Here is a 20,994-nt window from a genome sequence, read left to right on the forward strand (position 1 = left end):
CGAATTCAGCGTGTGGAGAGGATGTAATTTCGCAGCGTTCGTTCAAGTACCAGCCCGCTTACCAGACAGACCATTCCGAATACTATCGTATAAGGCTTGTCCAGCACGAGTTGACCATAGCCTGTATAGTAGGCAGAGCGCATCCATTCCACGATCTGCAATGCAGGATTGTATGCAAGAAACGATCGGTAAGGCTCCGGAACCATGTCAGGCACAAAGACCACGCCGGACGAAGCCCAAATGGCAATGATGAGTAGAGAATAGCCAGTCATCCACATCGGGACTGCGATGACGATGACGCTGTTGATCACGCCCATGCCGCATCCAAGCAGGATTGCGGCTCCCAACGCCCCAAAGGCGGTGCCTATGTCTCGCGGCATGATCGGGATATCGAAAGCAAAGCCGAGAAAGAGCATAATTAGAATCACAAGGCCCGACGTAACGACTTCGAGCAAAGCGCCAGCGATGAGCACATCGAGTGTATTTACGCCGGGCAAGTTTAGTAGCGGCTTGGTCGATAGAAGATTGACCATCATAAAACGCGAAAGATAGGAAAAGACCATAAATGGTATAGTTCCGGTCGCAATAAACAAAACGGCACTATCGCCATAGGGAGCGGCTCGCCCCGTAAGGCTGAAGATGAGTATAAGAATGAGAATATGCGACACGGGCCAGCCAACCGCTATGATATAGCCGAGCCCATGGCCAAAAAAACGCGTCCTAATATTTCGGAGAATGACCGCATGTACGACCCGGCGTTGCCTCTCAAGCGCAGCCAATATCGTAATGGAGGAGGTTCTACTCAAGTCCACCTCAATATCCTATCCCGATGAATCCAGCCATTCGGTCCGCCTCTCTTCTTCAGTGTGGCACAAGGCCGTTTCCGGCGAAGCTCCTTGCCTATCTACGAGTGTCTTTTGAGCCTGTATCATAACCAATAGTAGCGACGGATCTCTTCTGGAGATGCAATCGAATTTGTAGACTGAATGTCACACTCCGTAATGTATTTCTCATATCCATAGGATTCCATATCAATTCTTGACCACTTTCGCCAAATATCCGGATAGCTGTCACGGAGAGTGGTGGAATTCGGGTTCAAGTTCGTGCAGAAAACAAGTCCTGTGGGCGCCGCATCATAAATGCGCATATCGATATCGGGTCTGTATTCCTTCAACATGCAAACGACTTTCCAGACATCCCCCGTCCAGCCGCCGCCGTTGTCAGCGCGGGAAAGCATGGACTTGTGGGTTGGAACACAGTCGTGCAACACGATGATCGAGTTCTGGTTGCAATATTTTTCCGTATTGTAAAAATCCCGCAGCAGGGCTTCCGCTTCGTGTAGGCCGTCTAGAAATGCAAAATCGATATTGTCATTCAATAATTGTCTAGGGTCATAGCTCCTGAAGAAAAGATCGCTTGTCATTTGAAAAAAGAGTGTCGCCGGACGTCGGCCGGTCGCAGAAGTTTTAAGTATAAATCGCGGATCTATTGCGATAGTTCGGCACTCTACATGATCAAGAGACGAACCGGTATTTGTTCCAATCTCTAAATATGTCTTAGGCTGTAGATACCTATGAAAATTTTTGAGAACCTCTAAATAATGGTTGCCTGATAGGGCTCTTCCCAGGAAATTTTGATCCTGAGATTGAAGCTTGTTGTTCGAATCAAAATTTGGTTGACCGTTCATGATAGTATTCCAATCTCGGTAGAAGGCCTTGGGATAAGGTATCGGAGATATCTAGATTATCTTTGTACAAGAGATTCAGCGCCAAACAAGTCCATCGTATTGACCTGGATTGCTTACGATGGTGAGCCAGCCGGCATCCGGGGTAAAATTTTTTCTTGGTGCTAAGCGGGCACCTAGACACCATTTTCTTGCCACATTTTTAGATGGCTCTCTATCAAGTCCATATTGTTGACAGCTTGTTTGCCGAGTTCCGTGCAGCGGCACCGAGGTTCCAGTTGAGGGCAGCACCGATGGGATATCCAGTCTGTTTTCATCACTGCCCTTTCTCGGAGCCCACCATCGGGTGGGGGAACCCTGACTTTCTAGAGCGTGGTCCTCGGCTCGATCGGTACCAGTCTACTCAGCCCCAGCAACTCCTCCAGCACGGCGCCCGCACCTAGCAGCGCCGCCTCGCCACGTGGCCGGCCGATGAGTTGCACGCCGACGGGGCGGCCATCGTCCGTGAAGCCGGCGGGCATGGCCAGGGAGGGGCAGGAGGTCATGGTGACGACACTGGCGATCTTGAGCCAGTCGACATAGTTCTCGAACACCCTGCCCTCGACTTCGCGCACCCAGCGCTGCTCGATGCCGAGCGGCGGCGTGCAGGCGGCTGGGGCGATCAGCACGTCATAGCGCGAGAAGAAGGCGGCGATGTCGTCATAGAGCTTGCTGCGGCGGAGCATGGCGGCACCGATCGTATCGGCGTCGAGGGCGCGGCCCTTCTCGATGTTCCAGATCACGTCGGGCTTGAGTTCGCTGCGGCGCGTCTCCAGCAGTTCACGCATGCCGGCGGCGTAGGAAAGGGCGCGCAGCGTCTGGAAGGCCTCGGGCACGCCGGTGAAATCCGGACAGGCCTCCTCGACGATCGAGCCGGCCTCCTCCAGTTTCCTGGCCGCAGCCTCGGCGATCGCCCGGGTCTCGCGATGGACCGGTGTGATGCCGAGGTCAGGCGAGAAGGCGACCCGTTTGGGCGCCTGCCGGCGGCGGGCGCTTTCGCGAAAGCCGATGGCTGGCTGCTCCAGCGACAGGGGATCCTCGATGTGCCAGCCGGCCATGGCGTCGAGCATCAGCGCCACATCCTCGACCGTGCGCGCCATCGGGCCGTTGACCGGCAGGGTCTCGAACTTGATGCCGTCGGGGCCGCTGGCGACCCGGCCGGGCGAGGGGCGCAAGCCCACCACTGAGCAGAAGCTCGCGGGTGTGCGCAGCGAGCCGCCGAGATCCGAGCCGGTTGCCAGCCAGACCTGCCCGGTGGCGAGCGCCACGGCCGCCCCGCCCGAGGACCCGCCGGCGTTCAGCCTGGTGTCCCAGGGGTTGAGCGTGTCGCCGAACACGGCATTGAAGGTGTTGGCGCCGGCGCCGAATTCGGGCGTGTTGCTCTTGCCGATGGTGATGCCGCCGTGGGCTTCCAGGCGCTCGACCATGATGTCCGAGCGCGTGGGCACGTGATCCTTGTAGATCTGCGAGCCATAGGTCGTGCGTACGCCGGCAACGTCGTTGAGGTCCTTGACGGCGAGCGGCAGGCCGCTGAGCCAGTGCGGGTCTTCGCTGGGCGGGGCTGCCATTAGCCGGCGGGCCTGGTCGCGGGCGCGCTCGGGGCAGAGCGTGACCATGGCATTGACCTTGCCGTCGACAGCCCCGATGCGGGCAAGCGAGGCCTCGACGAGATCGAGCGGGCTGACCTCGCGCCGCCTGAGGCGCTCGACAACCTCGCAAGCGGTCAGGCGGATCAGTTCGTCATGGCTACTCATGGCGCGAATTCCCGGAAGGCTGGATTGGCTTTGCTATAGCCGGAGCCGGCTGTGCCGCCGGCCCCGGTCGGTCTGTCTGCGGTGTCTCAGCCGAACCGCGTCTTGAGATAGGCATAGAGGGCGCGGGCGCCCATCACCTCGGCGCCCTCGGGCCGGCCGGGCTTGGCGGAAGGGGTCCAGGCGAAGATGTCGAGATGCACATAGGCCCCAGCCTTCTCGACGAAGCGGTTGAGGAAGAGGGCCGCGGTGATCGAGCCGGCAAAGCCGCCGCCCGGGGCGTTGTTGAGATCGGCGACCTTGGAATCGAGCATGGCGTCATAGGGGGGCCAGAGCGGCAGGCGCCAGAGCGGATCGTTCTCCCGGGCGGCATGGGCGAGGAGATCGGTCGCCACCTTCTCGTCGCGGCAGAACAAAGGCGGCAGGTCGGGGCCGAGGGCGACGCGGGCGGCACCTGTCAGCGTCGCCATGTCGACGATCAGCTCCGGCGCTTCCTCATCGGCAAGCGCGAGGGCGTCGGCGAGCACGAGGCGGCCCTCGGCGTCGGTATTGCCGATCTCCACGCTCAACCCCTTGCGCGAGGCCAGGATGTCGCTGGGCCGGAAGGCATCGCCGGAAATCGCGTTCTCGACGGCCGAGATCAGCACGCGCAGGCGCAGCTTGAGGCCGGCGGCCATGATCATGCTGGCGCAGGCGAGCACCGAGGCGGCTCCACCCATGTCCTTCTTCATCAGCAGCATGCTGGCCGACGGCTTGATGTCGAGGCCGCCGGTGTCGAAGATCACGCCCTTGCCGACCAGTGTCACCTTGGGATGGGAAGGATCACCCCAGGTGAGGTCGACAAGCCGCGGCGCGCGCGAGGAGGCCCGGCCGACGGCATGGATCATCGGAAAATTCTCGGCCAGCAGTTCCTCGCCGACCACGACCCGGAACGCGGCACCATGCCGCTCGGCCAGGGCACGGGCCGCCTCAGCCAGTTCCGCCGGGCCGAGGTCATTGGCCGGCGTGTTGACGAGATCGCGCCCGAGCGCCACAGCCTCGGCAATCGACAGGATTTCATCGCGGTCGATACCATCGGGTGCGACCAGCTGTACGGCCTTGATATCGTTGCGCTTGTAGCGACCGAAACGATAGAGGCTCAAAACCCAGCCGAGCGCTGCGAGCCGGTCGTCATGGCTGGCATTGGCGAAGCGATAGGTGCCCACGGGCAGGAGGGTGGCGAGCTTGCCGGGCAGGAAGCCGTCACGATGGCGGGCCGATTCGCCCTCGAGGCCGAAGATCACCCCGGCGAGGTTGCCGTCAGGTCCCGGCAGAACGAGGTGGCGGCCGGCGCTTGCCTCGAAACCGTTGGCGACGATCCAGTCCCGCTGCGACGGAGACAGGCGCTCCAGCACCGCGCCGGCGGTCTCCTTGGTGGCGAACCAGATGGGAACGGCCTGTTCGGCAGCGGCAAGCAGAGGCTCGGACATGGTGCAACTTTCAAGGTTCGGGGAAGATCTCGTCGATGCGCCCGCTCAACCGGTAGGACAGCAGGCCGATCCACTCACGCACGGCAAGGTTCATCTGGCGCAGCCCGTCGCTCATCGCATAGAAGGGCCGCATGCCATCCTGCGGACCCGCCGTGCGATAATTGACGGGATAGGCCATTACATCGAAGCCAGCCTTGCGAAACAAGGCCATCGAGCGCGGCATGTGGTAGCCGGAGGTGACCAGCAGATAGGTCTCGCCGGGCTTGGGCTTGAGAAGGTCATAGGTGAAGACGGCATTCTCATAGGTATCGCGCGAGCGGTTCTCGAACAGCATGCGCTCATCGGGAATGCCGAAACTGCGAAAGAGCTGCCTGGAGGCATCCGCCTCGGTGATATCGCCCCAGATCTGGCCGGCAAGCGAGCCGACGCCGCCGGTGAAGATGATGCGGGCATCGGGAAACTGGCGCGACAGGCCGGCGATAGCCGTCATACGTTCGGCCGAATCGGTCAGGGCCGTCTCATGCCGCGTGGTGGAGATGTGGGTGTCCACCGCGCCGCCCAGCACGATGATGCCGGCTATCCTGGTCTGGGGCGCGATCGCAGCCTGGGGAAAGCGTTCCTCCAGCGGCTGGATCAGCCAATTGCCGAGCGGCGACCAGCCCATCACCGCGAAGGCCAGCAGCGCGAAGCCCATCAGGAAGCGGCCGAAGCGTTGCACGCGGTGAATGAAGCTGAGGAGCAGGCCGACGAGGCCGAGCACCAGGGCCGCGTTGGAGGGCAGGATCAGGAAGCCCAGGGTCTTGGCGAGATAATAGAACATGAGATGCGTTGTCAGGGTGGCGGCATTTGGGGGGCGGGTCTTCAGACCCGCCTTTCTCGATCCAGCGAGCGTGGCATTTCCAGGCTGATCGGAAGGCCAGCTCCCCGATCGGGCCTACGCCGCGTCGGCCTTGAGGAAGCGCTGGTCGGCGAGGTCGAGCTGCCGGCGCAGGCGCACGATGGTAAGGCTGTCGTCGACCGCGCAATTGTCGTGGCTGAGCAGCTCGCCCTTGCGGATCGGCTTGGTGACGCGGGCCCGCTCGGCCAGGCCCAGAGGCAGCAACCGCTCCCGCCTGGCATCGGCCCAGCGCATCGACCAGCCGCGATAATCATATTCGCCGATGCGGCCGAGCACGGTGCCGGGAGCGAGGTCGCGCTTGGCCACCGCTGCCGTCTCCGCCACGGGATGGTCGAGCGGCTGCAGGTCGGCGGTACCGTAGAGCACGGCACGCGCGGCAGTGAGCGGCGTTTCCAGGCTGGTCAGATGATAGGGCCGGTGCAGGGTGAAGAACGGACCCTTGCCGACATGCAGGTCCGTCATGCGCTCGAGCACGCGCGGATGGTTGGGCTCGACCACGCAGAACACGCCCGGGGCCACGCCCTTGCCGATGGTGTAGTCGACACAGCCGCGCTTGGAGAGCACGCCGCCATGGCTGACCGGGATCAGCACCTCGGCAAGCTCCTCCTTGCTGGCACGGGGGCCGTGCAAGCCGGGCTTGTCCGGCTCGAGACCGGTGGCATTGGCGAGGGCCACCATCTCCACCATGGTCTTGGAGCCGTCGACGAATTCCACCAGCACGCGCGGATTCATGTCGCGCGCCGTCGCCTCGGCGACATAGTCGTCGGGCACGGCGTCGAAATTGAGGGCGTTGTTCTTGCCCTTGCCGGCGGCGACCACTGTCATGCCGAGGGTGCGGGCAAAGCAGACCAGTTCGAGCGCGGCGGCCGGTTCGTCGCCGGCCGCGCCGGTATAGATCACGCCCGCCTTCTCCGCCTCGGCCTTGAAATGGCGGCCGATGGTGATGTCGGCCTCGACATTGAGCATGACGATATGCTTGCCGTGCCGGATGGCGGCCTCCGCCACGATGGCCCCGGATTCGGGATGGCCGGTGGCATCGATGATCACTTCGATGCGGCCGGCGGCGGCCAGCGCCTCCAGGTCGGTGGTGATGGCGATGCGCCCGGTCTCGATGGCCCGGTCGATCGCCGAGGCGTTGGTGACCTCGACGAGCTCGTCCAGCCGATGCCCGGCGCTCAGGGCGGCCGCGATGGCATTCTGCGGTCGCGATCGCACGGCGACGGCGCCGATGCGGATGCCCTGCATCAGCGCGATCTGCACGATGAGGTCGGTGCCCATCTGGCCGGCTCCGACCAGGCCGATGGTAACAGGGCCCTTGTCGCGGGCGCGTTCCATCAGATCGGCAGCAAAAGAGGGGTTCATCGGGCGCTCCGCAATCTCGTCATGCACCGTCTAACCACCAAATCGTGGCGCTGCAAAGGGAAATGGCCATGTCCTTTCGGTGCAGATCGTCGCCTTTTCGGACAAGGGACGGCCCCTGGAGCAAAGCGCGTTTGGATGGAAACACTGGTTTGCTCTCACCTTTTGGTTCGACGCGCCTTTGCGATTCTTGGCGATTCCGCCAAATCGCAAAACGCTACGGCGCTCAGGCGCCGAAACGTTCCGCCCGGTAGGCGGAGGGGTCGACGAAAGGTTTTTCGCCGGTGATCATCTCGGCCAGGAGCCGGCCGGTGGCCGGGCCGAGGGTGAAGCCGAGATGCTGGTGGCCGAAGGCCAGCCAGAGGCTGTCGTGGCGCGGCGCCTTGCCGATGACCGGGCGCGAGTCGGGGAAGATCGGCCTCGATCCCATCCAGGGCTCGGCCTCGGCGCGCTCACCGAGCGGAAAGAGCTTGCGGGCGAGCCGTTCCGTGCGCTCGACCTGCACGGGTGTCCTCGGGGCATCGCGCCGCGCGAATTCGGCGCCGGTGGTGAGGCGGATGCCGCCCGCCATCGGTGTGATGACGAAGCCGCCCTGCTCGTCGAGCACGGGGCGGCTGAGGCCGGCATTGCCCTCGGCACGGTAATGCATGTGATAGCCGCGCTTCACCGCGAGCGGGAAGCGATAGCCGAGCGGGGCGAGCACATCCATCGACCAGGGGCCGAGCGCGACGACGGCTTGGCGCGCCTCGATCGGACCGTTCTGCGTGGTGATGCTCCACCCGGAAGCACCCGGACGCAGGCTGCGGGCGTCGCCGATCAGGACCTGCCCGCCGATCGCTTCGAAATGGCCGGCATAAGCCTTGGTGATGCCGCCGGGATCGGAGACGCTGTGTGGATCCTGCCAATGCACGCCCGCGGTGAAATCGGTCCGGAGATTGGGTTCGAGCGCCAGAGCTTCGTCGCGCGTCAGCGCCTTCACCCGGTAGCCGAACTCGGCGGCGAGGGGAAATTCCCGCTTCTCGGCTTCGAACGCCTTCTCGCTGCGATAGACCTTGAGCCAGCCCGTGTCGCGGAACAGGGCGTCGGCGCCGGCCTTGCTCGCCAAGGCGCGGTGCTCGGCCACGGTGGCGCTGAGCAAAGGCTGCATCATCCGGGCGGTGGCGAGAAGCCGGTCCGGGGCGGAGTTGCGCCAATAGGCGAGCAGCCAGGGTGCCAGCGCCGGCAGGGCCGTCCAATGGTAGTTGGCGCCGGGATAGCGCTTGAGCACGACGTCTGCGAGGGCGGACAGGCTGCGCGGGAAGGCGACGGGCAGCAAGGCGGAGCGCTCGACCACGCCGCTATTGCCGTAGGAGGTTTCCTCGCCCGGGCCGCGCCGGTCGACCAGGGCGACGGACCGGCCGCGCTCCTGCAGATGCGCGGCGATCGAGGTGCCGACGATGCCGGCGCCGAGAACCATGACGTCGTAACGCATGGAAAACCCCATTGGTGCTGAAAAGAACTTTGGTATCGAATACGGTTCGGCTGGAGCGACCCGCCGTCAGGTGAGCCTGCGCCCATTCTCGTCCAGCAGCAACACATCCTGAGGGGCAATGGTCACCGCGACGGCCTCGCCGTCATGCCAGACCCTGTCCTCGATGGTGGCATTGGCCTGCAGCCTCAGGCCGGCAAGATCGAGGATATAGGCGGCGGTGCCGCCGAGGTAGGAAGCGGCGATGATGGTGGCGCGCAGCTCGCCGGGATCGCCGCACGGCGGGCCGAGCCGGATGCGCTGGGCCCGTACCACGCCGGTCGCCCTTGTGCCGGCGCGGGCCGACGCCGGTGCGACGGCGACCAGTTGCACGCCATTGTCGAGATGCAGGGCAAGGCGGCCATCGGCCACGCCCATGATCTTGCCCTCGATCAGGTTCGACTGGCCGAGGAAGCTGGCGACGAAGCGGGTGTCCGGGCGCTTGTAGACCTCCTCGGGCGTACCCTGCTGCTCGACCACGCCCTTGTTCATCACCACGATGTGGTCGGACATCGCCAGGGCTTCCTCCTGGTCGTGGGTGACGAAGATCGAGGTGATGCCGATCTCGCGCTGGATGATCTTGAGCTCGGTGCGCATTTCCTCGCGCAGATGCGCGTCGAGCGCCGAGAGCGGCTCATCGAGCAGCAGCACGTCCGGCTCGATCACGATGGCGCGGGCGAGGGCAATGCGTTGCTGCTGGCCGCCGGAGAGTTCGGAAGGCAGCTTGCGCTCGACACCCGGCAGGCGGACCATGTCGAGGGCGCGCTTGACCTTGGCGGCGATAGTGGATTTGTCCACGCCGCGATATTTCAGGCCGAAGGCGATATTGTCGTACACGTTCTTATGCGGAAACAGGGCGTAGTTCTGGAAGACCAGGCCGATATTGCGCTTGTGGATCGGCATCGTGTCGATGCGCTTTCCCGCCACCACGATCTCGCCGGCCGTCGGCTGCACCAGGCCGGCGATCGAGCGAAGGATCGTGGTCTTACCGCAGCCCGAGGGGCCGAGCAGGGTGACGAAGTCGCCCTTGCGAATGGTGAGGTTGACGTCCTTGACGGCAACGAAATCGCCATAGGCCAGATTGACATTGGTGAGTTCCACGGCCGTTGGCTTGGTCATCAGTCACGCTCTCGTTTTTAACTTCGGCTGCGAATGCAGCCGGGCCGGCAAAGCTCGCCAGCCCGGAGTTCAGAGGGAGATCAAGCGCCCTTGGCGATGCGGTCCCAGGTCTTGGTCCACTCGTCCGTGTGCTTGTCCCAATAGGCGGCGTCGGCGAAGGTCAGCGAAGCCATCTTGCCGGTGGGGTCGAAGGCCGGCAGCGCCTTGACCTTGTCGGTCAGCTTCACCTTGGTGGGATCGAGGGCGGGCGGATAGCTCTGCCCCTCCGCCACCGCGATCATCACTTCGGGCTGCAGCATGAAGTTGAGCAGTTCCTCGCATTCGGCCATCGGGGCGCCCTTGAGCACCAGCAGGTCCTCCATCCAGGCATAGGAGCCGGGCGGATCGAGATAGCCGATCGGCGCGCCCTGGGCCTGCAGGGCGGCGACACGTCCCGACCAGGCATCGGTGACCACCACCTCGCCCTTAGAGAGCAGGTCCATCAGCTCGGCGCCCGACGACCAGTATTTCTTGGCAAGGTCGCGCTGCTCGCGCACCTTGTCCCAGACGGCATCGATGTCCTTGATGGCGTTGGGGTCCTGGCCCAGAGCGAGCGCCGCATACCAGACGCGGGTGATCATGTTGCCATAGCCGCCGATCTTGTCCTTGTATTTGGGATCGAACAGCAGATTGACGCCCTTCTCCTTGGCCTCGGCTTCGGAAATCACCTTGGTGTTGTAGGCGATGCCGGTGGTGCCGTAGTCATAGGGCACGCAGGACAGGTCCGGTGAGATCTTGCGGAACGGCTCGAACATCACCTGCATGATGTTGGCCATATTGGGGATGTTGGCGTCGTTGAGCTTGGTGGTCAGCCCGGCATCGACATAGCGCTTGTAATATTCGACGCCGGAGGAATGAATCACCTGGAACTCGCCGGGCGAGGCGGTCTTGACCTTGGTGATGATCTCGTTCTCGTCGCCGAAGGTGCCCTGCACCACGTTGTTGCCCGTCTTGGCCGTGTAGGGCTTGAAGGCGTATTTATCCATCGCCTCCTGAACGCTGCCGCCCCAGCCGTCGAAGCGCACGTCCTTGGCGGCGGCGAGCGCCGAGCCGCCCCATTTCAGATTGATGCCGGCCCCGGCCGCCGCCGCCGCGGTGAGGCCGAGGAAGGTGCGGCGGCTCATGCCGCCATTGAGATAACGCTCCTTGAGGCGCTCCAGGCGCCTGGTCTGCGACATTGTCATTGGTCTGGTTCCCCTCCTGGTGGTTTTATGACTGGCCCTAGCGAATGCCGCGGGCGAGATAGCGGGCCAGGCCGCCGCCGATGAGCGGCACGCCCACGGTCAGCAGGATCATCAGCGCGCCGAGGGCGTTGATCTCCGGGCTGATGGAAACTTTCAGCATCGACAGGATCTGCGTCGGCATGGTCTCGACGCCCGAGGGGCGCCAGAACAGGCTGGCGGTGACGTTGTCGAAGGAAATGGTGAAGACCAGCAGCAGGCTGGCGATGACGGCCGGCATCAAGAGCGGCAGGGTGATCTCGCGGAAGGTGTGGAACCGGTTGGCGCCGAGCGACAGGGCCGCCTCCTCATAGACCCGCCGGATGCCCACCAGCCGCGACTGCACCACCAGGATGACATAGGGCAGCGCCAGCATGATATGGCCAAGCACCAGCAGCACCAGCGTGCGCGGCTGCTGGGCCCAGCGCATCAAAAGCAGCAGGCCGACACCGAGCACCGTCTCCGGCACCAGGGCCGGGGCGATCAGCAGCGTGTTGATGAACTGCTTGCCCGGGAAGTCGTAGCGCACCAGCGCCATCGCCCCCATGATACCGAGCACCGTGCAGACCACCGCGGTGATCAGGGCGACCCAGAGCGAAGTCTTGAAGGCGCGGATCACCGCCTCGTTCTCCATCAGCTTGCCGTACCAGCGCAGGCTGAAGCCGGTCATCGGGAAGCCGCCAAACTGCGAATCGTTGAAGGAGAGGATCACCACCACCAGGATCGGTGCGAACATGAAGATGTAGACAAGGATGGTGAAGACCTTCACGGCCTGCCAGGACCAGTCCTTTTCCGCGCCGGGCAGCTCGCTCATTGGCTCAACCCCTTGAAGATGCGCGACAGGCCCATATAGCGGCTGTAGATCGTAGCCACGATGCCGAGCAGCACCAGCAGCACGAGGGAGAGTGTCGAGCCCAGCGGCCAGTTCAGCTGCGTCATGATGGTGTCGTAGATCAGATTGCCGAACAACGCGTCGCGGGTGGAGCCCAGCACCTGCGGGGTGACGTAGCTGCCCGCCGCCAGCACGAAGCAGAGCAAGAGGCCCGCCATCAGGCCCGGCAGGGACAGCGGCAGCACCACCTCACGGAAGGCCTGGCCCTGGGTGCAGCCGAGCGTGCGCGCCGCCGAGATCAGGTTGCGGTCGATGCCTTCGAGGCTGACATAGATATTGAGGATCATATAGGGCAGCAGGAAGTGGATCATGCCCATGATCACCGAGCCCTGGGTGTAGAGCATGCGCAGCGGCTCGGAGATCAGGCCGAGCTTCATCAGCACCACGTTGATGATGCCCTGTTCGCCCAGGATGTGGATCCAGGAGAAGGTGCGGATGGTGAAGCTGATCCAGAAGGGCACGATCAGGAGCAGCAGCAGCAGCCATTTGTGCCGCGTGCGCGTCATCGCGATGAAATAGGCCGGCGGATAGCCGAGCAGCGCGCAGAGGATGGCGGTGATCGCCGCCACCTTCACGGTCTTCCACAGGAAGAGGTGGTAGAAACTGTCGGTGAAGAACTCGTGCCAGTTCGCGGTAGTGAAGACCTGCTTCTCAACGCCGGCCGTGACGAACTCATAGAAGCTGTACACCGTCATGATGACGATGGGCACCACCATCAGCACGGTCAGGACGATCAGGGTCGGGGAGAGCAGATACCAGGGGCGCAGCCGATCGCGTGCAGAAAGCTGCTGGCCTGCCATCATGTCCCCACGCTGTTCCCTGGAAGTAATATTTGTTTCGTTCAGGGTGGATCTTCTCTAGGCATGTGTCAATTGCCGGACAATACAAATCCGGTCGTGGTTACCACCCGCGCCATGAGGCCTACTGCGATGCTGCTGTCCGATTACCTCGCCCAAGCGGTGCCGCCTGGCCTTGAGGGGCTGAAACCCTTCGTCAAGATGCACGGCCTCAGGAACCACTTCGTGATCTTCGACCAGCGCTTGCATCCCCGTGCCTTGCCTGTGGCCGATATCGTGCGCCTGTGCGACGTCGAGACGGGAGTCGGCGCCGAACAGGTGCTCACCATCGAGGCGCCGACATCCGCTGGGGCCGCCGGTGGGAGCTATGCCCGTATGCGCATTTTCAACATAGACGGGCGTGAGGCCGGGGCTTGCGGCAATGCCACACGCTGCGTCGCTCATCTCCTGCTGGAGGAAAGCGGGCGGGACGAACTGGTGCTGGAGACCGGTGGGGGTCTGTTGGCCTGCCGCCGGGCCGGCCCGATGGCTGTTGCGGTGACGCTCGGGCCGATCGTGATGGGATGGGACCAGATCCCGCTCGCGCATGAGGTCGACACCGCCCATCTGCCGCTCGTCAGCGGGCCGCTTCGCGATGGCCTCGCCCTGAATATCGGCAATCCGCACGCAGTGTTCTTCGTTGGGGAACTCGACGCCGTCGACGTCAGGGCGGTGGCACCAGCCATCCAGAACGATCCTTTGTTCCCGGAGGGCGTCAATGTCGGCGTGGCCGAGGTGGTCGATCGCGGTACGCTGCGCCTCAAGGTCTGGGAGCGCCCGGGTATCCTGACGAAGGCCTGCGGCACCGGCGCCTGTGTCGCTGCCTATGCTGCCCGCCTGCGTGGGCTGATCGACGGCAACAGCGTCACCGTGCATCTGCCGGGCGGGGCGCTGTCCATCGAACTGCTGCCGGATGGCCGCGCGATCATGACCGGGCCGGTGGCTCTGTGCTGCCTCGGCTACGCCTGATGCAAGCGCCTCAGGCGTAATGCAGGCGCCGGCTGAGGCCTGAAACCTCAATGGCTGCAGCGGCCGGGAGGCCTTGGACGCGCGGGCGCGGCGGCGGCATCCGCATGCCGATGGTGAACATCACGGCGCTGGCCGCGGCAAAGGCGGCGAAGGTCAGGAACATGCCGGTGCCCCCGAAAGTGCCGAGCATCAGGCCGCCGAGTGCCGGACCGAAGAAATTGCCGATGGTCGAGAAGGAGTGGGCGCCGAAATAGCTGCCCCGGTTGCGGGCGTTGCAGATGCCGTCCACCAGGAGATATTCGGACGGCACCACCAGGATCTCGCCGATGGTGAACAGCACCATGAAGAGGGCGAAGCCGGTGAAACTGCTGGATGCCAGGAAGCCGAGTTCGCTGGCGAGGATGAGGACGCAGCCCAGCACCATGGCGTGGAGGGCGCCGACCTTTTCGATCAGCCGGCGCGCGAACAGATTGCCGACGAGCACGACCAGCCCGTTGATCGAGAGGAGATAGGCGAAGATGTCGACGCCGCCTTCCATCGTGGCGCCGAGATAGGGCGCCAGGGTGGCCGACCACTGGCCGTAGACGGCCAGCAGAAGAGTGCCGCCGCCAACGAAAAAGGCGAGCCGCGGATCCCGGGCGGCCGAGCGAATACTCTCGACGACGGAAGGTTGCCGATGGCTTTCACTCTTTTCGGCATCGACGGTTTCGGGCGTGCCGAGCAGATGCAGGGCGATGGCGAAGACAGCGTAGATGCATCCGGCCACCATGAACATCGCACTCAGCGCTGTCCCGGCGGCAACACCGATCAGGGGCCCGACAGCCCACCCTGCATTCGCAACCATGTAACGCCATGAAAAATACTTCAGGCGTCGCTCGGGCGGGCAGATGTCGCTCATCAGGGCACGGGATATCGGCTCGTAGACGGCGATCGATACGGCCGCGACGATCTGGGCCGCGCAGAAAGCCGTGACGGATTGGGCAAATCCCATGCCGATCAGGGCCAGGGCCGTCAGTGCCAGCATCAGCACCAGCATGAGGACGCGGCCGACCCTATCCGACAGCGAGCCGGCGAACGGAGCCGCGATGGCACCCAGAAGCGGCCCGGTGCCAAGCAGGATGCCGATGGCGGCAGGTCCCAGGCCGAAGGATTTCTGCAGTTTCACCGCCAGGAAGGACAGGCTCATCGCCCGGGCCACGCTGACGAGACCCGACCCGGCGATCAGGAAATAGACGAAGCGAAGACGGCGCGAATCAGGGTTCATCTGGCGGGTCCGGGTGGCATTGGGACCATTTACTATGGGGTGCTCGGCTTCACCACTTCCTTCCTGGAACCGCCGGCAAGAGGCCGGCGGTTCCAGGGGTCACGTCTTGAAGAAGGCGCGGATCTGCGCCAGGAACTGCGCGGGCGGGCCCGGCTGGGCATAGGTGGCGGCCGCCTCGTCGCGGGCGAGGAAGGCCTGGCCCCGGCGGACCGAAGCTTCGAACGCCTCCGCCAGCCCTGGCTCGGCGGCAAGGACAGGATCGAGATCCTCCTTGCGCAGTTCGAAGATGATGCAGCGGGTCAGCGCCAGGATCGTGCCTGCGTTGGGGGCGCCGGTGATGAGGCCGAGTTCGCCGAAATGGTCGCCCGGCCCCAGTCGTCCCACCACATGCGAATGGTCGCGGATGGTGCGGCTCGCCTCCAGCACGCCGGAGGCCACCACGATCAGGGATGAGAGGGTGCCCCCTTGCGACGCCAGCGTCGCCATCGCTTCGAGATGGCGCTTGATCATTTTGGTGGACAGATCGACCCGTTGCTTCGGCGAGAGCTCGCGAAAGAGCGGAATGTCGCCAAGGAGCTGCTCGGGAGGCAGGGTCTCCAGCGGACCGAGACTGACCTGGACCGGCCCGATCGGCGTGGACATGGCACCCGGATTGACCAGGCGGATGCCGTGATAGTGGAACTGCCGCAGCACCTGGCCGAGCAGCGCGCTCTTGGCCGCGCCGAGATGGTCCGTATGCGCCACCGAAAAGCTGATGTCGTAGCTGTTGGTGCGGGCGCCGATACGCGCCAGCGAGGTTCCGGGGGCGGGGCTGGAGAGAAGCTTGGGCGTCAGCAGCGCGGCATGGCGCAGATATTCCAGGACCAGGTCCGGCCGGGCCGTGGAATCGCAGGCGACCTGGACCGAATCATCACGCCGGGTGCTCGGCCGGCTGCGATTGATCACGCGTGACTTGGAGATCAGGCTGTTGGGGATGGTGACGATGTCGTTGCCATCGGTGCGCACATGGATGGAGCGCCAGTTGATCTGGACGATCACGCCCTCGAAGGAACCGTCGATGCCGATGCGGTCGCCGACCACATAGGGATGTTCGATGCCCACTGCGATGCCGGCGAAGACGTCGGCCAGCGTGTTCTGCAGGGCCAGCGCCAGCACCACGGCAATGATGCCGGAAGTGGCGAGGAGGGCGCGGACGGGCAGGTCGAACACGAAATTGACGATGGCCAGCACGGCGGTGAGATAGGTCAGGCCGGCCAGGAGGTCCGAAGCGATCTTGGGCTGGCTCGATTCGCGCTTCTGCCAGAGGATCAGCGGCAGGATGCCGACCGTCAGCCGCGCGCCCAGCAGCCACCACAAGGCGATCAAGCCGCGCTGCCAGGTGGCGATGCGCGTGTCGGAGTCGAGCATGGGCGCGGCCGGCATGCCGGCGACCCGCAGGATCAGCAGGGTGAACAGGCAGAAAAGGCCAGCGGCGACACCGATGCGCAGCCAGGCTGGCTGCCAGGCGATCCGCCAGTTGAAGATAAGCACGGCCGCCAGGGCCGTGGCGAGGATCAGTTCGGAGAGCAGCGACACCGGGGCCACGCAACTGGTCGAAAGGGCGGCATGATTGCATCACTCCGCGCTGCATGCCAGAGCGGGAATGCGGCATGGCAGCGGCGAAGCCAAACATGGCAAACGTCCGGCCTTTCACGCGCGCTTGCCCGTCTCGTCACACCGGAAGGAATGGCCTTGGAACTGAAATGGCTGGAGGATTTCCTGAGCTTGGCCGAGACGCGCAGCTTCTCGCGCTCGGCGGAGGACCGCAACATCACCCAATCGGCCTTCAGCCGGCGCATTCGGGCGCTCGAAGTCTGGCTCGGCACCGAGTTGCTGGACCGCAGCACCTTTCCGATCACCCTGACCGTCGACGGCCGGCAATTCCGCGAGACGGCCGAGGAAACGGTGCGCCTGCTCACCCTCAGCCGTTCGCAGTTCCGCAGCCGCCAGGAGGGCAGCAAGCTACCGGTGCTGGCCGTCACCGCCCTGCACGCCCTCTGCCTGACCTTCCTGCCGGGCTGGCTTACGGAAATCCGGCGCAAGGTCGGCCCGGTGACGAGCCGCGTGCTGCCGGAGAATTTCCACACCTGCATCCAGGCCCTGGTGGAAGGCGGCTATGATTTCCTGCTCACCTTTCATCATCCCAATATCTCGGTGCCGCTCGATCCCGAACGCTTCGCCTTCCTCACCGTGGGCCGAGACAGCCTGGTGGCGGTGGCGGCTCGGCCGGAACGCCGCAGCTGGCAGGCCGGGGACGAGCGCGTGCCGCTGCTGCATTATTCGCGCGGCTCGTTCCTGGGGCTGCTGGCCGCCATCGCGCAGGCCCGCGAGGGCGCACCGTCGACCTATCTTGCCCATACCAATGAGGGCTCCATGGCCGAGGCCTTGAAATTCATGGCGCTGGACGGCCATGGCGTTGCCTGGCTGCCGCGCAGCCTGGTCGCCGACGAGATCGCCGAGGGAACCCTGATGGTGATCGCGCCGGAAATGCCGATGGATATCCGGCTCTACCGTAGTGCAGATCGCTCGCGGCCGTTCGTCGACCGTGTCTGGAGCGCAGCACGGGCGGCTTCCGGCTGAAGGTTATGCAGATTTGGAATAGGCTTTGCCGCGATAGCATTGGCAGGGATCTTCTGCCGGGCGTATGAGCCTTCCCAGCCTGGCGGAACGGAGCCGGCAAAGCAAGAATCGCTTCGTTCCGCCAGGCTATCCATCACCAACACGCGCTTGCGCGCGCGAAGCTGCAACTCGCCATGATCTGGGGGGAACCCTGGCGCCTGGCCGGAGGAACCTGCCTTGTCTGACACCGCATTCCGCCTCGAGCACGACCTCTTGGGAGACCGCGAGGTGCCCGCGCACGCCTATTATGGCGTCCACACCCTGCGGGCCGTCGAGAACTTCCCGATCAGCGGCCAGACCGTGGCGACCTGCCCGGACCTGATCCGGGCCTTGGCCTCGATCAAGCAGGCGGCCGCGCTCGCCAACCGCGAACTCGGCCTGCTCGACGACAAGCGCACCGCCGCCATCGTGGCGGCCTGCGAGGAGATCAAGGCCGGGGCGCTGCACGACCAGTTCGTGGTCGACCTCATCCAGGGCGGCGCCGGCACCTCGACCAACATGAACGCCAATGAGGTGATCGCCAATCGGGCGCTCGAGCTCATGGGCCATCGGCGCGGCGAGTACGGCCATCTGCATCCCAACGAGCACGTCAATATGGGGCAGAGCACCAACGACGTCTATCCGACTTCGCTGAAGATCGCGGCCTGGTTCGGCATCGGCCGGCTGATCGAGGCGATGGGCGTGCTGCGCCGGGCCTTCGAGACCAAGGCGGAAGAGTTCGCCGACATCCTCAAGATGGGGCGCACGCAGCTCCAGGACGCCGTGCCGATGACGCTGGGCCAGGAATTCGGCACCTATGGCCTGATGCTGGCCGAGGACGAGGCGCGGCTGGCGGAAGCCGCCGGGCTGATTCGCGAGATCAACATGGGCGCCACCGCGATCGGTACCGGCATCACCGCTCATCCGCTCTATGCCGGCATCGTCTGCAAGCGCCTGGCCGAGATCACCGGCATCGACCTGATCACCGCCCCCAATCTGGTCGAGGCCACCCAGGATTGCGGCGCCTTCGTGCAGCTTTCGGGCGTGCTGAAGCGCGTGGCCGTGAAACTCTCCAAGACCTGCAACGATCTGCGCCTGCTCTCCAGCGGACCCAGGGCCGGGCTCAATGAGATCAACCTGCCGGCCCGCCAGGCCGGCTCCTCGATCATGCCGGGCAAGGTCAATCCGGTGATCCCCGAAGTGGTCAACCAGGTTGCCTTCGAGGTGATCGGCAATGACGTCACCATTACCTTCGCGGCCGAGGCCGGACAGCTCCAGCTCAATGCCTTCGAGCCGGTGATCGCCTACAGCCTGTTCCGCAGCGTCGACCATCTCACGGCCGCCTGCCTGACGCTGGAAAAGAACTGCATCACCGGCATTACCGCCAATCGCGAGCGCCTGCGCGCCAGCGTCGAGCAATCGATCGGCATCGTCACGGCACTGAATCCCTATATCGGCTACCGCCATGCCACCGAAGTGGCGATGGAAGCCCATGCCACCGGGCGCGGCGTCTACGAACTCGTGCTGGAGAAAGGGCTGATGCCGCGCGAGCAGCTCGACGCCGTGCTGCGGCCGGAAAACCTCACCCGGCCGCAGCCCTTCGAGATGAAGCTGTAGGCGTCGTTGCGAATGCCTCTCGGCATCAGCCGTTCAGCGTCTTCTGCATGAAGACGAGGTCGAGCCAGCGGCCGAATTTCTGGCCGACTTCGGGCATGCGCGCCGTTTCGGTGAAACCGTAGCGCCGATGCAGGGCGAGCGAGGGCTCGTTTCCAGCCTCGATGCCGCCCAGCATGACATGCTTGCCGGCATCGCGGGCCGCGCCGATCAGGGCATCCAGCAGAGCAGCGCCCGCCCCCTGGCGGCGCGCTGTCCCGGCGACGTAGATCGAGTGCTCGACGGTGTGGCAATAGCCGTCGAAGGGCCGCCAGTCGCCATAGCTGGCATAGCCGATTGCCGTGCCCTCGACGTCGGCGACGAGGATGGGATAGCTCTGGCTCCTGCGCAGGTCGAACCAGGCCTGGCGGTTGGCGAGGTCGACGGCGTTCCAATTCCAGATCGCCGTCGAGTTCAGTACCGCGTCATTGTAGATGGCGAGGATATCGGGCAGGTCATCAGGGGTGGCGGGGCGGATGATCATCGATCCAAATCTTTCCAGAACAGGGTGGTGTCGCAATAGCCGCCCTGCGGCCAGAGTGCGTAACGCGGAATGACGCCGGCCTTCTGCCAGCCGAGTCCTTCATAGAGACGCTCGGCCGAAGAGTCGGTGGCGGTATCGAGGCAGAGCACGATGCGCCCGCTCGCCCGGGCGCTCTCCTCCAGGGCAGCCATCAGCCCGCGGGCGATGCCGAGATTGCGGCCGCGCCGGTGCACCATCAGTTTCTGTACGTCGGCGCGATGGGGCTGGTTCGAGCGGCTTTCCGGGCTGAGCAGCACGGTGCCGACCGGCTTGCCGTCGAGATAGGCGACATGCAGCAGGACGGTGCCCTCTGCCACCCGTGCGGCGACGCCACGCCAGAAGGCTTCGGCTTCCTCTTGGGCGAGCGGCAGCATGAAGCCGATGGAGGCTTCGCCCTCGACGCAGTCGATCAGGATTTCCGCCAGGGCGGGAACGAGCGCTTCGGCCTGTTCGGGCGTTGCGATGGCAATGGTGAGATCGGTCATCGGGGAACCTGTCGCGAGGGGCAGAGCATGACGAAATAGCGCGCCGGCCCGTCCCCTGGATTGTGGAACATCACCAGCCTGTCCAGCCGCATATGCAGGCAATCGCCCGGCTCCAAAGGAAAGGCCTCGCCATCGACCGTCATGGTGAGGCTGCCCGATTGCAGCCAGACCAGCTGGTCGAAGGAGGTTGCCTGCGGTTCGAACGGGATCAGGGCGCCGGCCGGCAGCTCGACCTCGACAAGGTCGAGGATGCCGTTCGCCGTGGCGGGCGAAACCGAGCGGCGCAGATAGCCGGTGGCCGGATCGCGCCAGAGCGGTTGGTCGGCCCGCCGGGCCAGGGGGGAAGCTACCGGCGCCACGGCGGCGAACAGGGTCGACAGGCTGACGCCGAGGCCGCCGGCGAGACGAGCCAGCAATTGGGCGGTGGCACTCGACTCGCCGCGCTCGATGCGCGAAATCATGGCGCGGCTGACGCCGCTGGCCGCGGCGAGCTGATCGATGGTCAGGTGCATCTGGCTGCGCAGTGCCTTGATGCGCCCGCCCAGCTCCGTGTCGATGGTGGCGTCGATTGATTCCATAATGTAAGAATATTTATCCACTATAGTGGAGTCAAGCATGAAGGCCGCTGTTGCAGATCGCCTGGCATGGGC

The 20,994-nt window shown here is 64.3% G+C and carries 19 protein-coding genes; 3 read left to right on the top strand and 16 right to left on the bottom strand.

The window, feature by feature from the left end; genetic code table 11:
* Positions 1-5 precede the first annotated feature (5 nt).
* The 11 genes from ACIGJE_RS03885 to ACIGJE_RS03935 form a co-directional block, all read right to left on the bottom strand.
* A complete protein-coding gene (locus ACIGJE_RS03885; protein WP_415081853.1) occupies positions 6-806 on the bottom strand; it encodes an ABC transporter permease in 801 nt (266 codons plus the stop codon).
* A 122-nt stretch (positions 807-928) separates the two neighbouring features.
* Positions 929-1,687 carry a class I SAM-dependent methyltransferase gene (locus tag ACIGJE_RS03890; RefSeq protein WP_415081851.1) on the bottom strand — a complete coding sequence of 253 codons (759 nt, stop codon included), beginning with the start codon at positions 1,685-1,687 and terminating at the stop codon, positions 929-931.
* Between the two features lie 362 nt (positions 1,688-2,049).
* A complete protein-coding gene (locus ACIGJE_RS03895) occupies positions 2,050-3,477 on the bottom strand; it encodes an amidase (RefSeq protein ID WP_415081849.1) in 1,428 nt (475 codons plus the stop codon).
* A gap of 86 nt (positions 3,478-3,563) precedes the next feature.
* Complete coding sequence (locus tag ACIGJE_RS03900; protein ID WP_415081847.1) at positions 3,564-4,943, bottom strand: leucyl aminopeptidase family protein; 1,380 nt, start codon at positions 4,941-4,943, stop codon at positions 3,564-3,566.
* Positions 4,944-4,953: 10 nt separating this feature from the next.
* The gene (locus ACIGJE_RS03905) at positions 4,954-5,763 is read right to left on the bottom strand and encodes a YdcF family protein (protein WP_483679358.1); all 810 of its coding nucleotides are present in this window, start codon (positions 5,761-5,763) and stop codon (positions 4,954-4,956) included.
* A 114-nt stretch (positions 5,764-5,877) separates the two neighbouring features.
* On the bottom strand, positions 5,878-7,203 hold the full coding sequence (locus tag ACIGJE_RS03910) for an NAD(P)H-dependent oxidoreductase (protein ID WP_311934097.1): 1,326 nt from the start codon (positions 7,201-7,203) through the stop codon (positions 5,878-5,880).
* Between the two features lie 223 nt (positions 7,204-7,426).
* Positions 7,427-8,671: an NAD(P)/FAD-dependent oxidoreductase gene (locus ACIGJE_RS03915; protein WP_394313946.1), complete on the bottom strand. Its 1,245-nt coding sequence runs from the start codon at positions 8,669-8,671 to the stop codon at positions 7,427-7,429.
* A gap of 66 nt (positions 8,672-8,737) precedes the next feature.
* The gene (locus ACIGJE_RS03920) at positions 8,738-9,826 is read right to left on the bottom strand and encodes an ABC transporter ATP-binding protein (RefSeq protein WP_367623565.1); all 1,089 of its coding nucleotides are present in this window, start codon (positions 9,824-9,826) and stop codon (positions 8,738-8,740) included.
* An 80-nt stretch (positions 9,827-9,906) separates the two neighbouring features.
* Positions 9,907-11,049, bottom strand: coding sequence for an extracellular solute-binding protein (locus ACIGJE_RS03925; RefSeq protein WP_311934100.1), 1,143 nt, complete (start codon positions 11,047-11,049; stop codon positions 9,907-9,909).
* A 37-nt stretch (positions 11,050-11,086) separates the two neighbouring features.
* Complete coding sequence (locus ACIGJE_RS03930; RefSeq protein WP_311934101.1) at positions 11,087-11,899, bottom strand: ABC transporter permease; 813 nt, start codon at positions 11,897-11,899, stop codon at positions 11,087-11,089.
* A complete protein-coding gene (locus ACIGJE_RS03935; RefSeq protein WP_149255419.1) occupies positions 11,896-12,777 on the bottom strand; it encodes an ABC transporter permease in 882 nt (293 codons plus the stop codon). Before ACIGJE_RS03935 ends, ACIGJE_RS03930 begins: the two co-directional genes overlap by 4 nt.
* A gap of 129 nt (positions 12,778-12,906) precedes the next feature.
* Here ACIGJE_RS03935 and dapF point away from each other — a divergent pair, with 129 nt between their 5' ends.
* The gene (dapF, locus tag ACIGJE_RS03940) at positions 12,907-13,782 is read left to right on the top strand and encodes a diaminopimelate epimerase (protein WP_483679361.1); all 876 of its coding nucleotides are present in this window, start codon (positions 12,907-12,909) and stop codon (positions 13,780-13,782) included.
* Between the two features lie 10 nt (positions 13,783-13,792).
* Here dapF and ACIGJE_RS03945 read toward each other — a convergent pair whose 3' ends face one another.
* Complete coding sequence (locus tag ACIGJE_RS03945; RefSeq protein ID WP_311934103.1) at positions 13,793-15,046, bottom strand: MFS transporter; 1,254 nt, start codon at positions 15,044-15,046, stop codon at positions 13,793-13,795.
* A 99-nt stretch (positions 15,047-15,145) separates the two neighbouring features.
* A complete protein-coding gene (locus ACIGJE_RS03950) occupies positions 15,146-16,630 on the bottom strand; it encodes a mechanosensitive ion channel family protein (protein WP_367623569.1) in 1,485 nt (494 codons plus the stop codon).
* 147 nt (positions 16,631-16,777) lie between these two features.
* Between ACIGJE_RS03950 and ACIGJE_RS03955 the strand changes: the two genes are divergently transcribed.
* Together ACIGJE_RS03955 and aspA are read left to right on the top strand one after the other, a co-directional pair.
* Positions 16,778-17,665 carry a LysR substrate-binding domain-containing protein gene (locus ACIGJE_RS03955; RefSeq protein ID WP_376717631.1) on the top strand — a complete coding sequence of 296 codons (888 nt, stop codon included), beginning with the start codon at positions 16,778-16,780 and terminating at the stop codon, positions 17,663-17,665.
* A gap of 216 nt (positions 17,666-17,881) precedes the next feature.
* Positions 17,882-19,300 carry an aspartate ammonia-lyase gene (aspA, locus tag ACIGJE_RS03960; protein WP_483679364.1) on the top strand — a complete coding sequence of 473 codons (1,419 nt, stop codon included), beginning with the start codon at positions 17,882-17,884 and terminating at the stop codon, positions 19,298-19,300.
* A gap of 25 nt (positions 19,301-19,325) precedes the next feature.
* Here the strand turns inward: aspA and ACIGJE_RS03965 are convergent, their stop codons facing one another.
* Genes ACIGJE_RS03965 through ACIGJE_RS03975 form a run of 3 tightly spaced genes read right to left on the bottom strand, consistent with a single transcriptional unit; the run spans position 19,326 to position 20,922 of the window.
* The gene (locus tag ACIGJE_RS03965) at positions 19,326-19,820 is read right to left on the bottom strand and encodes an N-acetyltransferase family protein (protein ID WP_483679366.1); all 495 of its coding nucleotides are present in this window, start codon (positions 19,818-19,820) and stop codon (positions 19,326-19,328) included.
* Positions 19,817-20,344, bottom strand: coding sequence for an N-acetyltransferase family protein (locus ACIGJE_RS03970; RefSeq protein ID WP_483679367.1), 528 nt, complete (start codon positions 20,342-20,344; stop codon positions 19,817-19,819). Before ACIGJE_RS03970 ends, ACIGJE_RS03965 begins: the two co-directional genes overlap by 4 nt.
* A complete protein-coding gene (locus tag ACIGJE_RS03975; protein ID WP_367623574.1) occupies positions 20,341-20,922 on the bottom strand; it encodes a helix-turn-helix domain-containing protein in 582 nt (193 codons plus the stop codon). The genes ACIGJE_RS03970 and ACIGJE_RS03975 overlap by 4 nt, the downstream gene beginning before the upstream one ends.
* Positions 20,923-20,994 lie beyond the last annotated feature (72 nt).

It is taken from the genome of Labrys sp. E2SS-1L (assembly GCF_057073705.1).